A 16,284-nucleotide genomic window follows, 5' to 3' on the forward strand; every position below is an offset into this window, starting at 1 on the left:
GGCAAGCCTACGGGTTCGGCGCCCGGAGCGATCGCAGGTGGCCCGCCTGGGCGAGCACGCCGTCGAGCGCCCCGAGGAACGCGGGGAAGCTGCGGCGGAAATCGCTCGCATTGCCGTACCAGTAGAGGTCCTGCTGGCTCTGGCTCTGCCCGAACGTCGTCAGCCAGCGCTCGGTCTCGCCGAGCACCACCGCGTACGGCAGCGAACGGGAGAAGACGAGTTCGCGGTCGGCCTCCGGCACGTCGTCCGGCGTCACTCCGTGGAGGTACCCGCGCAGGCCTCGGACGTGTTCGAGGAGTTCGCTGCCGCGCTTGGTGCGGGCGGGCATGGACCGCGCGCCGAGCGCGAGGGCCACCCCGCCGACGGCGACCGCGAGTCCGAAGAGGGCGTTGCCGACCGTGAGCGCGAGCACGACCGTGGCGACGACACCTGTCGCCGCCAGCGCGATTCCGGCCCACCAGAACTTGGTGCGCTCGGCGTCCGGGCGGCGCACGAACCAGCGCTTCTCGACGACGTCCTCGTACAGCTTGTCGCGCACGGCGGCGAGGTTGATCTGCTTGCCGCGCAGCTCCGCAACGCTGACCGCCTCCACGTTCGGCGGCAGCAAGGCCTCGGCCACCGCCCGTTCGTAGCCGGACAGCGAGGCGTCGAGGGGGTTGCGGCGCACGATCTGCCAGTCGTGGCCGTCGGTCTCGGTGATCCACAGGTAGTTGCGGACGGCGAGGTCGATCACCGTGGCGGTGACGTCGACGACGTCCACGTGCTCGTCGACGACCGTGCCGACCTGCCCGGGCAGCACACCGTCCGGCGAGGCGAACGCGACCCGGTTCTGCTCGTCGCGAACAAGAACGCTGACCGCGCCGACGTCACCGGCGAGCGCGGCGGCGTCCCGTCCGCGCAGGTACCAGAGCAGCGCCACGCCGCCGAGCAACAGGAGCAGGAGCACGCCCAGCGCCACCGCGCTGATCGGCGTGAGCGCGAAGGCGGCGAGGAACCCGGACTGCTCGACCACGACCGCGTTCGGCGGCACGACCCCGGCACTGAGCCCGATCGCGATGTCGATGCGTTCCTGGGGCGCGAGCTTGATCTCCTGCGCCCGCACGCCCTTGCCGTCCGCGAGGTCCGCGCTCGTGCACGGCTGCGACGACCCGACGGGCCCGGCGAGGCAGTTGACCGACGTCGGCGAGTCCGGCGCCGAGAACGACACGGCGACCCGGTCGAGTTCGGCGTCCCAGCCACCCGCGACCTGCCAGCGCACCTCCAGCGTGTCGCCGACCGGCGCCACCGCCCCGACGACCGTGTAGGTCAGCGTGGACGTGCCTTCGAGCGTGACGCTGAACGTGTCGTCGGTCGTGTCCGTGCTGCCCTTGCCGTCGACCTTGGCGTCGGTGACCTGGTACTGGCGTTCGAGTTCGTTGCCGACGGCCAGTCGCAAGGGGACGGTCCTCTTCACCGTCTTGCCCTCGGGCACCTGGACCGTCTCGGTGACGGACAGCCGGGCGTCCCGCTCCAGCTTCATCCGCACCTCGGTGCTGACCGTCCCGGGAAGCGGCTGCGCGAGCGCGCCACCAGCCGTCACGACGGACCCGACGGACGTCAGCGCGGCGGCGACGAGGACCGCCGCACCCCAGTTCTTCAACACGGCTGCGGACAATAGCGGAGTCCTCATATGCTCCGGCGGACTTTCGAACAGACGCCATCTGGGGGATCTTCGGCGATGACGCAACCACCGCCGCCGGACAACGCACGACCAGGCAACTGGCCGCCGCCGCGCCCGGTGGGGCCGCCGCCTGTTCCGGCACCGCCGCCACTGCCTCCCCGCCCGGCGTCGGGCCCGCACCAGCCGCCGATGGGACCGCCCGCCGGACCGCAGAGGGCTGGGGGCGCACCCGCCGGACAGCCGCCGACGCACCCGCAGGGCGGAGGCAGGCCGAGCGGACCGCAGGCGGCCGGACCGCAAGGTCCGGGAGGCTGGCCGTTGGGTCCGCCTCCTCCTTATGGCACGCCATCTCCCGTAGGTGCGCCACCTCCGTACGGCCAGCCGCCCGCCGTGGGCGCGCCACCTCCGTACGCGCCCCCACCCTCCGTTCCCGCCTACGCCCCGCCTCCCGGCCGTGCCCCGCTCCCACCGCCGCGCCCCGTCATGCCGCCACCCCGCGCGGTCATGCCCCCACCCCAGCAGAACTGGGGCCACCCAGGCGCGTTCGCACCGCCGCCCTACCCGATGGCCCCACCGCGCCGCAGCAACAGCGGCCCGATCGTGGCCCTCGTCCTGGGCGGCGTGGTGGTCCTCGGCCTCGGCGCGATCGGCGTCTTCGCGGCCGCCCTGAACAGCAAGGTCAAGGACACGGGCTACTCCAGCTACACGACCTACAGCCCCACCTACACGTCCGAAGCGACCACGACCACCACCACGACCACACGGCCCACCACACCGACACGGCAAACGAGCACCCAGCAGACGCCGGTCGGCCCGAAGGCCGTCTACAAGCTCGCTGACCACCCGATCTTCAGCACGAACATCGGCGCCAACGACTTCGACTCGTGTCCGTTGCCGCAGATGGAATACAGCCCCGCCGGGGAGAAGCGGTTCCTCGAGGCCGCGTTGCCGTGCATCGAGAAGGCGTGGCAGCCGGCCCTCAAGGCGGCCAACCTGCCGTACCAGCCGGCCGAGTTGCAGGTGTTCACCGGCACGACGCAGACGCCGTGCGGGAGCAGGCAGAACAACTCCACGGCCATGTTCTGCCGCGGCGTCATCTACTGGCCCGGCAACTACTACGCCAACGAAGGTGGCACGACGGTGCGGCATCCCGGCGTGTACCTCGGGCAACTGAGTCACGAATACGGGCACCACGTGCAGTGGTTGACGGGCATGATGCGGGCGGCCGATCAGGCGCAGTACGACGTCGGCGGGTTCGACACCCCCAAGGGGCTCGAGCTGAACCGGAGGCTGGAGTTGCAGGCGACGTGTCTCGGCGGGATGACGCTGGCGCCGTTCTCGCACAAGAACGTCGTGCCGATCGAGGTCGTGAACACCGGGCTGAGCGACGCGGGTCAACGTGGCGACTACGACCGAAGGCCCGACCACGGCAGTGCGCCCAACAACGACCGGTGGGTCATGCACGGCCACAAGCAGAACAACATCAAGGCGTGCAACACGTGGGCGGCGAGTGCGGGGGACGTCTCGTGAACCGAACCCGCGACTCGCGCGTCTCATCAACGTGGGCGGGACGCGTTAGCCCGGTCGGGGGACACGCGATCTCCGTCCGCCTATGCTCGTACCCGACCCAGGATGACCAATGGGGGGACCTCAGGCGATGACGCAACCACCGCCGCCGGGCAATTGGCCGCCGCCGCGCCCGGTCGGCCCGCCACCGATGCCCGCACCACTCGGGCAGCGTCCGCCACAAGGCCCGTATGGCGCGCCACCACCACAGGCACCGCCGTACGACGCACCGCCGCCGTACGGCACGCCACCACAAGGCATGCCGCCGCAGGGTCCGCCGCCACAAGGTCCGCAGGGCATGCCGATGTACGGCACGCCACCGCAAGGCACGCCGCAGGGTTACTACGGCCCGCCGCCTCCCGGCCCGGTCATGCCCCCGCCGCACCCGCAGTGGGGCGGCCCGCAGGGGTACGGCCAGTTCCCGCCGCCGCGCCGCAAGAGCAGCGGTCCGATCATCGCCCTCGTCCTGGGCGGCGTCGTGATCCTCGGCCTCGGCGCGGTCGGCCTGTTCGCGGCGACGCTGAACAGCAAGGTCAAGGACACGGGCTACTCGAACTACACGACGTACAGCCCGACCTTCACGGTCCCCACGACCACGGAAGCGGCCGAAACGACGACCAGCGCCCCGCGCGCGCCCTCGTCGAGGACGCCCTCCGCCCCGCAGACGCCCGCCGGTCCGAAGGCCGTGTACGCGCTCGCCGACCACCCGTTCCTCAAGCCGGGGTTCGGCGCGAACACGATCTCGGGCTGCGCGCTGCCGGCGATGGACTACTCGCCCGCCGGACAGGACAGGTTCCTGCGGGCCGCGCTGCCGTGCATCGAGAGCATGTGGAAGCCCGCGCTGCAGGCGGCGAACCTGCCGTACCAGCCCGTTGAGCTGCACATCATCACCGAGCAGGCGCAGTACCCGTGCGGCACGGTGCGGCCGGACCAGACGGCCCGGTACTGCCAGGGCGGCATCTACTGGACGGCCAACGCCTACGCCGCCGAGCGCAACCCGAACAACCCGAACCACCCCGGCAAGTACCTCGGACAGCTCGCCCACGAGTACGGCCACCACATCCAGTGGCTGACCGGAATGCTCAAAGCGTCGGACCGCGCGCAGTACGACGCGGGCGGGTGGGATACTCCGAAGGGCCTCGACCTGAACCGCCGGATGGAGCTGCAGGCGACCTGCTTCGGAGGCATGTCGCTGGCCCCGTTGTCGCACGGCGCGATCCCGATCGACGTGATCAGGGTGGCGCTGACGGACGCGGGCAACCGCGGCGACTACGACATCTATCCGACGAAGGACCACGGCACGCCGCAGAACAACGCGTCGTGGGTGGACCGGGGCTACAAGTCGAACAAGGCGTCCGAGTGCAACACCTGGGCAGCCGACGCAGGAGCCGTCTCCTAGGAAGGGGAGAGCGTGACCCAACCAGCGAAGAACAACCCTGTCCTGCTCGCGGGAGTGTTCGTGCTGGTGGTCGCGTTCGTCCTCGGAATCGGTCAACTGAGTCGCCCGAGAGTGGTGACGGGGCACGCGCTGGCGGGGTCGAAGCCCGCGTCGACGACGCCGACCGAGCCGTCCACGCCGATCCGCCCGCGCGCGGTCTACCGGCTGGCCGACCACCCGTTGCTGGTCAAGCCGGTGACGATCGCCCCGGCGACGTGCGCGCTGCCGCAGTTCGGCGTCGCGGACGAGCAGCTGGCTGCGTACTACGCGGCGGGCGTCGACTGCCTGGACGCGGCGTGGGGCCCGTTGCTCCAGGCCGCGAACCTGCCGTTCGACAAGCCCGTCCTCGACGCCTCGCCGACGTTGAAGGACGGCCCGTGCGGCGCCGCCCCGGAGTCCGACCACGCGGTGGCGTACTACTGCGGCCGCAACCGCACGATCTACATGCCCACGGCCCGGCTGCGCGACAACGGCGGCGGTGAGGCCCCGGCGACCCACCTGGCCACGCTCGCGCACGAGTACGGCCACCACGTGCAGGCGTTGACCGGCCTGCTGCGGGCAGCGGACCTGAAGATCACCGACGCGGGCGAGAAGACCCCGGCCGGCCTCGAGATGTCCCGGCGGATCGAGCTGCAGGCGAACTGCTTCGCCGGCATGTTCCTCGCCGCGGCGGCAGGGCGCGGTTCGGTGACGGCGGGCCTCGCGCGGTCCGCCCAGGAGGACTTCCAGTACGCCATCGAGGAAAAGCCCGAGAACAACGCGCACGGGTCCGCCAAGAACCAGGCCCAGTGGGCGGGCGCGGGCTTCAAGGCCAACTCGACGGACGCCTGCAACACCTTCGCGGCGACGCCCGCGGCGGTCGGCTAACGCAGGTAGGTCTGCTCGTCGACGTGCCGCGTCGGCGTGCCGAGGAACACCTTCAGGTCGTCCGGCGGGCCGTACACCAGGTTCAGCGTGGTCAGCTGGTAGTTCCAGCCGCCGTCCCGAGGTCGTCCCCACCGGTGGTTGAGCTGCCAGCGCACCCACTCGCCGCGCGCCAGCCGGACCGGTGACGGCCGGTTCCTCCGCCGGGGCGTGGCGATCATGGTGTCCTGCAACTGCACGGACAGCACGTCGTCGTCCTCGCGCAGGGTGAGCGTGATCCGGTCGATCTCGTCGCGCTCCTTCTCCCACACGGGCGTGAAGTCGGGCTCGCTCAAGCGGATCTCGTGCATCGCGGGCCTCAGGTGCGGCAGCGCGAACCCGACCGGCGCGGCGTTGCGGCGGGTCGCCTCGGCGCCACCTCGGGAGCTCTTGCTCCACACGGTCTTGACCAGCTGCACCACCACGTCGACGTCCACGCCGTCGATGGAATCAAAGAGCGCCGGGCGTGGCGACCGGATTTACGGCGGGCAAGCGCACCCGGAAGACCGCACCGGACGCCGACGGCTCGCAGGTCAGGTCACCGCCGTGCGCCCGGATCACGCCGCGCGCGATGGCGAGCCCGAGCCCCGACCCGCCTGAACGGCGGTCGCGGGCGTCGTCGAGCCGCACCAGCCGGTCGAAGATCCGTTCCCGTTCGGCGTCCGGCACGCCGGGCCCGTTGTCGGACACGGTGAACCCGGTCAGGTCGACCCGGATCCGGACCGTCCCGCTCGGACCGGTCGCCTGCCGCGCGTTGTCCACGAGGTTCGCCAGCACCTGCGCGAGCCGTTGCCCGTCCCCGACGACCGCGACCGACACGCCCTCGGCGGTGATGTCGAAGTCCGGTGCCACGAACCGGGTCCGCGCCACCTCGGCTTCTGCCAGCCCGAGCAGGTCGACGGACTCGCGCTGCATCTCGTACCCGGCGTCGAGCTGCGCCAGCGCCAGCAGGTCGTCCACCAGCCGTCCGGCCCGGCGTGCCTCCCGCACCAGCAGGAACGACATCTGGTCGCGGTCCGGCGAGTCGACGGGCGCCTGCACCAGCGCCTCGGCCACGGCCTGCACGCCGGTGATCGGCGTGCGCAGCTCGTGCGCGGCGTCGGCGACGAACCGCCTGGTCCGTTGCTCGGAGCCTTCCAGCGAGTCGAGCATCCCGTCGAACGCGGCCGCGGTTCTACCCAGTTCGGTGTCCGTCCGCGACGGGTTCAGCCGCCCGCCCCGGTGCCCGGCCGCGATCGACTGTGCGAGCGACGTCATGGCGTCCAGCGGCGCCAACGCCTTGCGCACCGCCACGACGATCAGCAGGCCGGTGACCCCGATCGCCACGAGCCCCAGGATCAGCAGCAGCTTGCGCAACCGGTGCTGCGCGTTCGAGATCGCCTCGGTGTCGGCGTAGAAGGTGACCTTGTTGCGGCCGATGACGCGGTTGCGCGCCTCGAACTGCCCGTCGGGCTTGACCCCGATCGTGGTGCCGTTGGGCTGTTCGATGGTGACGTGCACGTTCCGCTTGGTCAGCAGGCCGACGACCTCGGCCGGGCGGCGACCGTTCTTCAGCATCTCGACGGCGCGGTTCTCGGTGTTGACCAGCACCCCGTCGACGTCGCGGGAGGACTGCGTGGCGAACGTCCGGTCGACCGAGATGACCAGCGCCACCAGCACGAGGAACAGCACCAGCAGCACGGACACCACGACGCGGCGGCGCAACGAGACCGTGCGAAGGTTCATTCTTCGGCCCGCAGCACGTACCCAAGGCCGCGAACGGTGTGCACGAGCCGCGTGCCGTGTTCCTCGATCTTGCGACGCACGGCGCTGACGTGGACCTCGACCAGGTTCGGGTCGTAGTCCTCGTAGCCCCACACGGCCGTGAGGATCTGCGTCTTCGACACGACGCGTCCGCGTTGCGCGGCCAGGTAGACGAGCAGCCGCAGTTCGGTCGCGGTCAGTTCGATCGGCTGGTCGGCGCGCATGACGACCCCGGCGTCGGCGTCCACGACCAGGTCACCGACCTGCACGGTCGACGGCGTGCGACCGAGCCTGCGCAGCACCGCGGACACCCGCGCGACCAGTTCGGCGAGCACGAACGGCTTGCCCACGTAGTCGTCGGCACCGCCCGCGAGCCCGCGCAACCGGTCGGGCACGCCGTCGCGCGCGGTCAGCATCACGACCCCCGCGCCGGACGACCGGCGGATGACCTCGAGCAGCTGGAACCCGTCCCGTCCGGGCAACATCACGTCGAGAACGACCAGGTCAGGCCGGAAGCGGCCGAGGTCGGCCTCCAGCTGGCGCCCGTCCAGACGGTGCTGCACCTCGTACCCGGACTCACGCAGCGCGGACGACACCGCAGCGCCGATCGCCTCGGCGTCCTCGATCACCAACACCCTGGCGGACACCCCTCCATTCTGCTGATCATCCGGACTTCGGGCGACTCGCCTTCAGCTGGCCCTCAGTTTGCCCGCGCACCCTGAGGCGCATGTCGAAGAAATCAGCGTGGGCCGGCGCCATCGTCGCGGCCGTCGGACTCACCGTCGGCGGCATCGCCGTCGCGACTGCGGCCGAGGGTCACGACGGCCCGCCCGCGGCGTTCGCCGAACGCCACCCCGGCCCCGGCGGTCCCGGTCACCCCGGCAAGCCCGGCCGCGCGGACAAGGCCAAGCTCAAGGACAGCACGCTCGTCGTCGGCCGCGTGAAGAGCGTCGAAACGGGCAAGCTCGTGATCACCAAGGACGACGGCAGCGAAGTGTCGTTGACCACTGACAGCGCCACGAAGCTGCGCGGCGGCGACCTCGCGGGCCTCAAGGCCGACCAGCGCGTGACCGTGCGCGTCAAGGACGGCAAGGCCCTGAACGTGGCGCTGGCCAAGGCCCAGACCCGCGGCACGATCAAGGACGTCAACGGCAACAACGCGACGCTCGTGCAGGTCGACGGCCTGCAGACGCCGCTCGACCTGTCGTCGGTGACCGAGAAGCCGAAGAACGGCGACCTGGTCGCGGTGACCGGCACGGTGTCGGACGGCAAGACCATCAAGGTCGACAAGCTCCGCCAGCTGCCGAAGTAAACCTGGGCTCCACGCGGGCCGCCGCGTCTGCGAACATCGCAGTGTGGCGGTTCCGCGAAGCCCGGACAGATGGGTGTTCATCCTGCTGGTCGTCGGACTGGTCGGGATAGGTGTCGCGGTCGCGCTTCTGGTGCCCGCCAAGGTCCTCGGCGCTGAGGAGCCCCCTCCGCCGGTGATGGCGACCGTCGTCGAGAGCGGGTCGTGCGGGTCTGGCATGGACACGGTCGAGTGGGACGCGGACGGGTCCAAGAAGCAGGCCAAGTTGGACGGGTGCGGGCACACCAAGGGCGAGACGGTCGAGATCGTCAACACCGGTGGCGAGATGGTGTCCTCGGCCGCGTCCGTCCCGGTTGGACTGCCGGTCGGGCGTCGGCTCACTGCCCTTTTGTTGTGCATGGCCGCGCTGGCGGGCGGGTTTTACGCGTTTCTGTTCCGGTATGCGCCTTTGCGGGCGCCGGCCGTGCTGCCGGCGCCGCGTCAGGGCTGAACCGGGTCGGGTCCGCTCACTCCTCGCCGGGCGGCGTCACCTTCTTCACGTACAGCAACCGGTCCCCAGGCTCGATCGCATCGGCCTCAGGCGCGTCCACCCGGTACAAGGTCCCACCCCGCACCACACCCAGCACGATGTCCGGCAGGTGCCGAGGCGAACCCCCGATCTCGCCGGGTTCGACGTCCCGTTCGGAGATGGCGAGCCCCTGGTCAGGCGTGAGCAGATCCTCGACCATCGCCACGACAGACGGCGTGGCAGTGGCCATGCCGAGCAGCCGACCAGCCGTCTCGGACGACACCACCACCGAGTCCGCACCGGACTGGCGCAGCAGGTGCTCGTTCTCCCGCTCACGAACGGAAGCCACGATCTGCGCCTTGGGCGCGAGTTCGCGGGCGGTCAGGGTGACCAGCACGGCCGTGTCGTCCCGGTTCGGGGCCACCACGATCGCGCGGGCCCGAGCCGCACCCGCCACCCGCAGCACGTCGTTGCGCGTGCCTGAGCCGTGCACGACGACGAGGCCCTTGGCCGTGGCCGCGTCCAGCGACTCCTGCACGGTGTCGACCACGACGATGGAGCCCGGGTCCACGCCGTCGCCGAGCAGTGCGGCTACCGCGGACCGTCCCTTCGTGCCGTAACCGACGACCACCACGTGGTCCCGCACAACCCGCCTCCACTTTTGAATGCGCAACGCCTGACGGGAGCGCTCGGTGAGAACTTCTAGTGTCGTGCCGACCAGCACGATCAGGAACAGGACGCGCAACGGTGTGATGACCAGGACGTTGACCAGGCGTGCCGTCGACGACGCGGGCGTGATGTCGCCGTAGCCGGTCGTCGAGAGAGAGACGGTCGCGTAGTAGAAGGCGTCGAGCAGGGAGACGCCGTCCTCGTTCACGTCGCGGTAGCCGTCGCGGTCCAGGTACACGATCATCACCGCGAGCAGCAGGGCCGCCATCGCGCCCACGACGCGCTTCAGGATCGCGCGGACAGGGCTTTCCACCTTGTCCGGCATCCTGATCACGCCGACGAGCGAGTGCGACGCTTCCTCGGACAAGCTCATCGGGACAACCTCTTCGCGATCTCCGCTCGGGCGAGCGTCCGCCACAGGTGGGCAGCCGCCTCCGCGCCTTTGAGGAGCAACGGCACCACTACGCGCTCGTTCGGCGCGTGGACGCGATCATCCGGCAACGTCGCGCCGAGGTACACGAGGGGCACCCCCAGGAACTGCTGGAGCACCGCGGCCGGGCCGGAGCCGCCTGCCCTGGCGAAGCGAACCGGCTGGTCGAAGGCCAGGTCCATGGCCTCGCGGACGGCCTCGTTGGCCGGGTCGTCCGGGCTGATCGCGTACGGTGGCACGCCCTCGCCGCGGAAGCTCACCTCGGCGCGGATGCCGGGCGGGGTGTGCCGCTCGACGAACGCGCCGAGCTGCTCGCGGACCCGGTCGGGGTGCTGGTCGGGCACCAGGCGGAAGCTGATCTTCGCGGTGGCGGAGGCCGGGATGATGGTCTTCAGGCCGGGACCGGTGTAGCCGCTGCTGATGCCGTTGATCTCGGCGGTGGGGCGCACCCAGATGCGTTCGAGGGTGCTGTAGCCGGTCTCGCCGTGGGTGGCCTGGGCGCCGCCGCCGTTGTGCCGCAACCACTTCTGCTCGTCGAACGGCAGCGAGGCGTAGTCCGCGCGTTCCGCTGCGGACGGTTCGCGGACGTCGTCGTAGAAGCCGTCCAGCTGGATCCTGTTGTCGTCGTCGTGCAGCGCGGCGATCAGTTTCGCGAGTGCCGTCGCCGGGTTCGGAATGGCGCCGCCCGCGCGTCCGGAATGGACGTCGTCGGTGCCGCCGAAGAATGTGATCTCTCCGCCGAGGACGCCGCGTTGCCCGGTGTTGACGGTCGGCGCGTCGCGTTCGTGCAATGCGGTGTCGGTGAACACGACGAGATCGCACGCGAGCGATTCGGAATGATCTTCGAGGAGCTTTCGCAGGTGCGGCGAGCCTGATTCTTCCTCGCCCTCGACGAACAGCTTCAGCGTCACGCTCGGCGCTTTCTGGCCAGTTGCCGCCAGATGTGCCAGAACGCCGAGCAGGTGCATCGCGACCTGCCCCTTGTCGTCGCTCGCGCCACGCCCGCGGATCTCGTCGCCGCTGATCACGGGCTCGAACGGCGGGTGCTCCCAGCGCTCGACCGGGTCGACGGGCTGCACGTCGTGGTGGCCGTAGACCAGCACGGTCGGGGCCTGCGGATCTTCGGCGGGCCAGCACGCGAACACGGCGGGAAGCGCCGGTCCGTCACCCCAGACCGCGACCTCTGGCCAGCCGTCGGACCTCAGCCGGTCCGCGAGCCAGTCGGCGGATCTGCGCACGTCGGCGTGATGCGCGGGGTCGACGCCGATACCGGGAATCTTGATCCACTCGCACAGCCCGGCCACGAACGAATCGGCCAGGGCGGCGACGGCCGCGCGTTCACGAAGTTCGGAATGACGAGAATCACCTGCCACGCCCGTGGACAATAGGCCAGCCCCATCTCGCCTACGCGGCGTAGGCATGACATGGTGACGCCATGGAACCAACCCGTTCCCGAACGCGGTCGGCCCTGGCCCTGGCCGCGCTGCTGGGCCTGGCAGGAGCAACCCACTTCGCCAGGCCGAAGCCGTACGACGCGATCGTCCCCCGCTCGCTGCCCGGCACCCCGAGGCAGTGGACGTACGTGTCCGGCGTCGCGGAGCTCGCGGTCGCCGCGGCCGTCGCCACCCCGCGCACGCGCCGTCTGGGCGCGTTCGCCGCTGCCGCGTTGTTCGTGGCCGTCTTCCCGGCGAATGTGAAAATGGCTCTGGATTTCCGGGACAAATCCCCCAAAGCCCGCGCCATCGCCTACGGCCGCCTGCCCCTTCAGATCCCGCTCGTCGCGTGGGCCTGGAAAGTGGCGAAAGCGTCCCCATGACCACCCTGGGTAATCCTTAACCAAGTGTCCCGCAAACGCTGTCATTTTCCGCGCGAGGAACCTTAGGATGCGCCCTGTGCACACGCTTCTCCAGCGCGCCGCCACCGCTCTCGGCTGGGACGGAGTCGTCGTACCCGACGTCGCCGTCCTGGGCCAGCAGGTGTCTGCGGTCGTGCGCCTGCTGCCTGACGTGCACGAGTGGAGAACCGAGAACGGCTGGCCTCCCAGATCGGACCCGTCCTGGTTCCGCTCCTGGTTCGAGCCGGAGGCCCACGACCGCCTCCCGGTGGCCGCCGTCGAACTCGTGGGCGTGCTCGTGAGCGAGTCCACCACGGATCGCGCGCTCCAGTCGTGCGGCACCCTGCTGACCCTGGCCCCGTGCGCGGTGATGCTCCCCCGCACCGACGAGTCCCAGGCCTGGTCGTTCATCGAACTCGACTACTACGGCATCGGTGTCGTGGTCGCCGACGACACCTCGGCCGACCTGATGGTGCCGCCGGAGGACCGTTCGCCCGAGTTCGGACCGTCCCTCTTCGGACGGTGGCTGCTCGAGGTCCTCTACGAACGCGTGCTGAAGGAATCGCACGCGCCCGCGAACTCCACCCAGCAGGCCTGAGCCGCGCAACGCACCGGTAAGGCCTTTCCAGACCCGAACCTCACCCTACGGACCGGATGAGGTCCTTCAGGCCCTGCTCGTCCAGCAGGTCAGCCGGTCGTTCCGTGTGGTCGTGCCGCACGTAGTGGAACGCTGCCCGCACCTGCTCCAGCGGGACCCCCATCAATGCCGCCCACGCCAGCCGATACGCCGCGAGCTGCACCGACAGCGCCGGCATCGCCTCGGCGTCCGGAACCGCGCCGGTCTTCCAGTCGACGACCGTCCAGCCGTCCGGGTCGCGGTAGACGGCGTCCATCCGGCCGCGCACCGAGATGCCGTCGAACTCCGCCTCGAACGGCACCTCCACGTCGTGCGGGGTGCGCTCGGCCCAGTCGCTCGCGAGGAACGACTCCTTCAGGCGTTCGAGGTCGGCGTCCGGTGAGGCGTCGGCGTCCCCGGCACCGGGCAGTTCGTCGAGGTCCAGCAGCCGGGTCGCGCCGAAGCGGTTCTCCAGCCACGTGTGGAAGGCCGTGCCGCGGCGGGCCAGCGGGTTCGGCGGGAACGGCAGCGGGCGGCGCAGGCGGCGGGCCAGCAGGTCCGGGTCCTTGGCCAGCTCGACGAGCTGCGACACCGACAGGTGCTCGGGCAGCAGGACCTGCTCGCGGCGGTTCTGCGACGCGGCGCGTTCGGCCAGCAGCACGTCCACGTCGGCCGCCCAGCCCTCCGGGTCCGCGTCCTCGGGCATCTCCGGGTCGTCGGGGACCACGTCGTCGGGCAGCGGTTCGGGCTCCGGCGGGAAGTCGTCGTCCGGGGGCTCGTCGGTGGGCGGCGGGTAGTCCTCGTCCACGACCTCTGCCTGCGGTTCCTCCTCGTCGAAGATCAACGCCAACGGCTCGGGCGGGGCATTGCGCAGCTGGTCGAGGGCGGCCAGCACCATCTCGGCGCCCTCGACGACGGCGTCGCGGCGCTTGCCCAGCGGGTCGGCGGGCCAGATGGACGACTTCACGTCCTCGGCCAGCGGGTTCGGGGTGTCCGGCTCGGGTTCGGCGGCCCAGACGCTGATGTCGCCGGGCGGGTTCTCGCGTTCGAACACCTCGTGCATCTCGCGCAGGAACACCGACGGGCCCTTCGGCTTGTCGCCCGCCTCGGACCACCAGTGCCCCGACATCAGCAGGCTGTGCTCGGCCCTGGTCACCCCCACGTAGAACAGCCGCCGCTCCTCGACGAGCCTGCGTTCCTCGAACTCCTCGGTGTGGATCGCGAGCGCCTCGTCGACCTCCTTGCGGTTGTAGCCGGCGGACAGCTTCAGCACCGGGAGGTCGGCCGAGTCACCGCGCAACGACGCGGGCAGCTCGGTCACGTTCTTCAGCCAGCACGAGGACTTCTTGCGGCCCGGGAACACGTCGCGGACCAGATGCGGCAACGCGACGATGTGCCACTCCAGGCCCTTCGCGGAGTGGACGGTGACGATCTGCACGCGGTCCTCGGAGACCTCGACCTCGCCGGGTTCCAGGCCGTCCTCCGCGTGCTCGGCGGTGTAGAGGTAGTCGAGCAACGACGGCAGCGTCGCCGACGGCGAGGCTTGAGCGAAGTCCGCGACGACGTCGGAGAACGCGTCGAGGTGCGCGCGCCCGACCATGCCGGGCCGCGACATCGACTCGATGTCCAGCAGCAACGTGCGTTCGACGTCCGCGACGAGCTCGGGCAACGGCTGGTCGAGCCTGCGCCGCAACGCCGCGAGCTCACCACCGAGCCGGCGGACGCGCCGGTAGCCGTCGGGCGAGTACGCGTCGGGGTCGCCGGGATCGTCCAGCGCGTCAGCGAGGCCCGCCTGTTCCGCGTGCTCGCCGGGCAACGCGTCCGCGAGCACCATGAGCGGATCATCCACAACGGACTGTCGGGGTGCGACACCGGCGAGTTCGCGCGCCCTGGACCACAACGCGGCCAGGTCGACGGCCGCGAGCCGCCAGCGCGACCCGGTCAGCAGGCGGGCGGCGGCCGTGCCGGCCAACGGATCGACCAGCACCCGCAGCGCCGACACCAGGTCGCGCACCTCGGGTTCGTCCAGCAGACCGCCGAGACCGACGACCTCGACGGGCAACCCGCGTTCGCGCAGCGCGGCCGCGATGGCGGCCATGTCCGAACGCCGCCGCACCAGCACGGCCGCGGTCGGCGGCACGCCCTCGGCGTCGAGGTGCGCTTCCCACTGCGCGGCCAGGTTGTCCGCCATCCAGTCGAGCTCCTGGCGGATGTTCTCGTGCAACGCGAGCCGCACGTCACCCGGCCCGGCACCCGGCCGCGCGCGCAGTTCCTCGACGTCCAGCCCGGCCTCGCGCAACGGCAGCGAGACGGCGTTCGCGAGTTCGAGGACCTCCGGCGGGTTGCGGAAGCTGGTCAGCAGCCCGAACTTCTTCGTCGGCGGGAAGTCGTCGGCGAAGCGCGGCAGGTTCGCCGCGGACGCGCCGCGCCAACCGTAGATGGCCTGCGCCGGGTCACCCACCGACGTCACCGGCATCGGCTCGCCGTCACCGAACAACGACCGCAGCAGCACGCGTTGCGCGTGCCCGGTGTCCTGGTACTCGTCCAGCAGCACCGCGCCGTACCGCTCGCGTTCGCCCGAGGCCACCTCCTCGAACTGCGCGAGCTGCGCGGCCAGCGACATCTGGTCGGCGAAGTCGAGCGCCGCTTCCTTGCGCTTGCGCTGCTGGTACGCGTCGAGCAACGGCAGCAGCGCAATGCGGAGGCGTTGCGCCGCAACGACTTCCTTGAGCTTCTCCGGCAACGCCTCGCGCTGCCGCGGCGCGCGCGGGGCGTTCTCGATCAACGCCGTCAGCGCGGCGGCGTGCAGTTCCAGCTGCTCGGGCGTCACGAGGTGCTCGCCCAGCTCGCCCGCCAGCGACAGCAGGTAGCCCGTGATCGTCGCGGGCACCTTGTCCGTGTCGAGGTCCTTGGCCCACGTCGACACGACCCGGTGCGCGAGTTGCCAGGACGCCGTCTCGGTGAGCAGCCGCACGCCGGGCTCCACCGGCAACCGAAGCCCGTGCTCGGTCACCAGGCGACCCGCGTAGGCGTGGTAGGTCAGCACCACGGGTTCGCCGGTCAGCACGGACATCTTGCGCTCGCCGCTCGGGTCGAGTTCGTCCAACAGGGACGATCCCGCAAGCCTGCGCAGCCGCGCCCGCACACGGTCCGCGAGCTGCCGCGCGGCCTTGCGCGTGAACGTCAGGCCGAGCACGCGATCGGGCTGCACGAGCCCGTTCGCCACCAGCCACACGACCCGCGCGGCCATGGTCTCGGTCTTGCCGGCACCGGCGCCCGCCACGACCAGCGCGGGCTGCGCGGGTGCGGCGATCACCTCGGCCTGCTCGGGAGTCGGCTTGTTCAGCCCGAGCGCCTCAGCGATCTCAAACGGGCTGACGGTCACCGGTACATCTTCCTACCCGCGCCCAGCGCGCCCGCACCACCCGGGACGGTGTGTTCGCCGACCGTTCCGCACCTGGTCGCGAGGCCCGTGCCCGCCGTTCTGCAGCTGGTGGTGTGGCGTGGGCCCACTGCTCTGCAACCAGCAACGCCGACGGCGTGCCCGCGCTCAGCGGAGCGCATCACCCCACTCCCCCGCACAACCCGCACGAGGGCTCGGGGGCGGC

14 protein-coding genes are annotated in these 16,284 nt (G+C 70.9%); 7 read left to right on the forward strand and 7 right to left on the reverse strand.

Annotated features, from left to right (window positions below; translation table 11 throughout):
• Positions 1 to 7: 7 nt before the first annotated feature.
• Positions 8 to 1,642, reverse strand: coding sequence for a DUF2207 domain-containing protein (locus JNUCC0626_RS27870; protein WP_394613715.1), 1,635 nt, complete (start codon positions 1,640 to 1,642; stop codon positions 8 to 10).
• A 522-nt stretch (positions 1,643 to 2,164) separates the two neighbouring features.
• On the opposite strand from JNUCC0626_RS27870, the gene JNUCC0626_RS27875 reads away from it, so the two are divergent.
• The 3 genes from JNUCC0626_RS27875 to JNUCC0626_RS27885 all read left to right on the forward strand — a co-directional run bounded on the left by JNUCC0626_RS27875 (position 2,165) and on the right by JNUCC0626_RS27885 (position 5,531).
• Positions 2,165 to 3,190 (forward strand): neutral zinc metallopeptidase, encoded by a 1,026-nt coding sequence (locus JNUCC0626_RS27875; RefSeq protein WP_394613716.1) that lies wholly within the window; start codon positions 2,165 to 2,167, stop codon positions 3,188 to 3,190.
• A gap of 109 nt (positions 3,191 to 3,299) precedes the next feature.
• The gene (locus tag JNUCC0626_RS27880) at positions 3,300 to 4,625 is read left to right on the forward strand and encodes a neutral zinc metallopeptidase (RefSeq protein WP_394613717.1); all 1,326 of its coding nucleotides are present in this window, start codon (positions 3,300 to 3,302) and stop codon (positions 4,623 to 4,625) included.
• A gap of 12 nt (positions 4,626 to 4,637) precedes the next feature.
• Positions 4,638 to 5,531 (forward strand): neutral zinc metallopeptidase, encoded by an 894-nt coding sequence (locus JNUCC0626_RS27885; protein ID WP_394613718.1) that lies wholly within the window; start codon positions 4,638 to 4,640, stop codon positions 5,529 to 5,531.
• Here JNUCC0626_RS27885 and JNUCC0626_RS27890 read toward each other — a convergent pair.
• From JNUCC0626_RS27890 to JNUCC0626_RS27900, 3 genes are read right to left on the reverse strand one after another with little or no spacing between them, the layout of a single operon-like run.
• On the reverse strand, positions 5,528 to 6,004 hold the full coding sequence (locus JNUCC0626_RS27890; RefSeq protein ID WP_394613719.1) for a hypothetical protein: 477 nt from the start codon (positions 6,002 to 6,004) through the stop codon (positions 5,528 to 5,530). The genes JNUCC0626_RS27885 and JNUCC0626_RS27890 overlap by 4 nt on opposite strands.
• A 13-nt stretch (positions 6,005 to 6,017) precedes the next feature.
• Positions 6,018 to 7,292, reverse strand: a complete 1,275-nt coding sequence (locus JNUCC0626_RS27895) for a sensor histidine kinase (RefSeq protein WP_394613720.1) — start codon at positions 7,290 to 7,292, stop codon at positions 6,018 to 6,020.
• On the reverse strand, positions 7,289 to 7,957 hold the full coding sequence (locus JNUCC0626_RS27900; protein WP_394613721.1) for a response regulator transcription factor: 669 nt from the start codon (positions 7,955 to 7,957) through the stop codon (positions 7,289 to 7,291). The genes JNUCC0626_RS27895 and JNUCC0626_RS27900 overlap by 4 nt, the downstream gene beginning before the upstream one ends.
• Positions 7,958 to 8,037: 80 nt before the next feature.
• Here JNUCC0626_RS27900 and JNUCC0626_RS27905 point away from each other — a divergent pair, with 80 nt between their 5' ends.
• Positions 8,038 to 8,622 (forward strand): hypothetical protein, encoded by a 585-nt coding sequence (locus JNUCC0626_RS27905; RefSeq protein WP_394613722.1) that lies wholly within the window; start codon positions 8,038 to 8,040, stop codon positions 8,620 to 8,622.
• Between the two features lie 43 nt (positions 8,623 to 8,665).
• A complete protein-coding gene (locus JNUCC0626_RS27910) occupies positions 8,666 to 9,109 on the forward strand; it encodes a hypothetical protein (RefSeq protein ID WP_394613723.1) in 444 nt (147 codons plus the stop codon).
• Between the two features lie 16 nt (positions 9,110 to 9,125).
• Here JNUCC0626_RS27910 and JNUCC0626_RS27915 read toward each other — a convergent pair whose 3' ends face one another.
• The gene (locus tag JNUCC0626_RS27915) at positions 9,126 to 10,169 is read right to left on the reverse strand and encodes a potassium channel family protein (RefSeq protein ID WP_394613724.1); all 1,044 of its coding nucleotides are present in this window, start codon (positions 10,167 to 10,169) and stop codon (positions 9,126 to 9,128) included.
• Positions 10,166 to 11,599: a M20/M25/M40 family metallo-hydrolase gene (locus tag JNUCC0626_RS27920; protein ID WP_394613725.1), complete on the reverse strand. Its 1,434-nt coding sequence runs from the start codon at positions 11,597 to 11,599 to the stop codon at positions 10,166 to 10,168. The genes JNUCC0626_RS27915 and JNUCC0626_RS27920 overlap by 4 nt, the downstream gene beginning before the upstream one ends.
• A gap of 62 nt (positions 11,600 to 11,661) precedes the next feature.
• On the opposite strand from JNUCC0626_RS27920, the gene JNUCC0626_RS27925 reads away from it, so the two are divergent.
• Together JNUCC0626_RS27925 and JNUCC0626_RS27930 are read left to right on the forward strand one after the other, a co-directional pair.
• Complete coding sequence (locus tag JNUCC0626_RS27925; RefSeq protein ID WP_394613726.1) at positions 11,662 to 12,042, forward strand: DoxX family protein; 381 nt, start codon at positions 11,662 to 11,664, stop codon at positions 12,040 to 12,042.
• A gap of 76 nt (positions 12,043 to 12,118) precedes the next feature.
• Entirely contained in the window at positions 12,119 to 12,658 is a 540-nt protein-coding gene (locus tag JNUCC0626_RS27930) for a hypothetical protein (RefSeq protein WP_394613727.1), read from the forward strand.
• 40 nt (positions 12,659 to 12,698) lie between these two features.
• Here the strand turns inward: JNUCC0626_RS27930 and JNUCC0626_RS27935 are convergent, their stop codons facing one another.
• Positions 12,699 to 16,061: an ATP-dependent helicase gene (locus JNUCC0626_RS27935; RefSeq protein ID WP_394613728.1), complete on the reverse strand. Its 3,363-nt coding sequence runs from the start codon at positions 16,059 to 16,061 to the stop codon at positions 12,699 to 12,701.
• Positions 16,062 to 16,284: the final 223 nt, after the last annotated feature.

It is taken from the genome of Lentzea sp. JNUCC 0626, assembly GCF_043632865.1.
Taxonomy (GTDB): Bacteria; Actinomycetota; Actinomycetes; order Mycobacteriales; family Pseudonocardiaceae; genus Lentzea.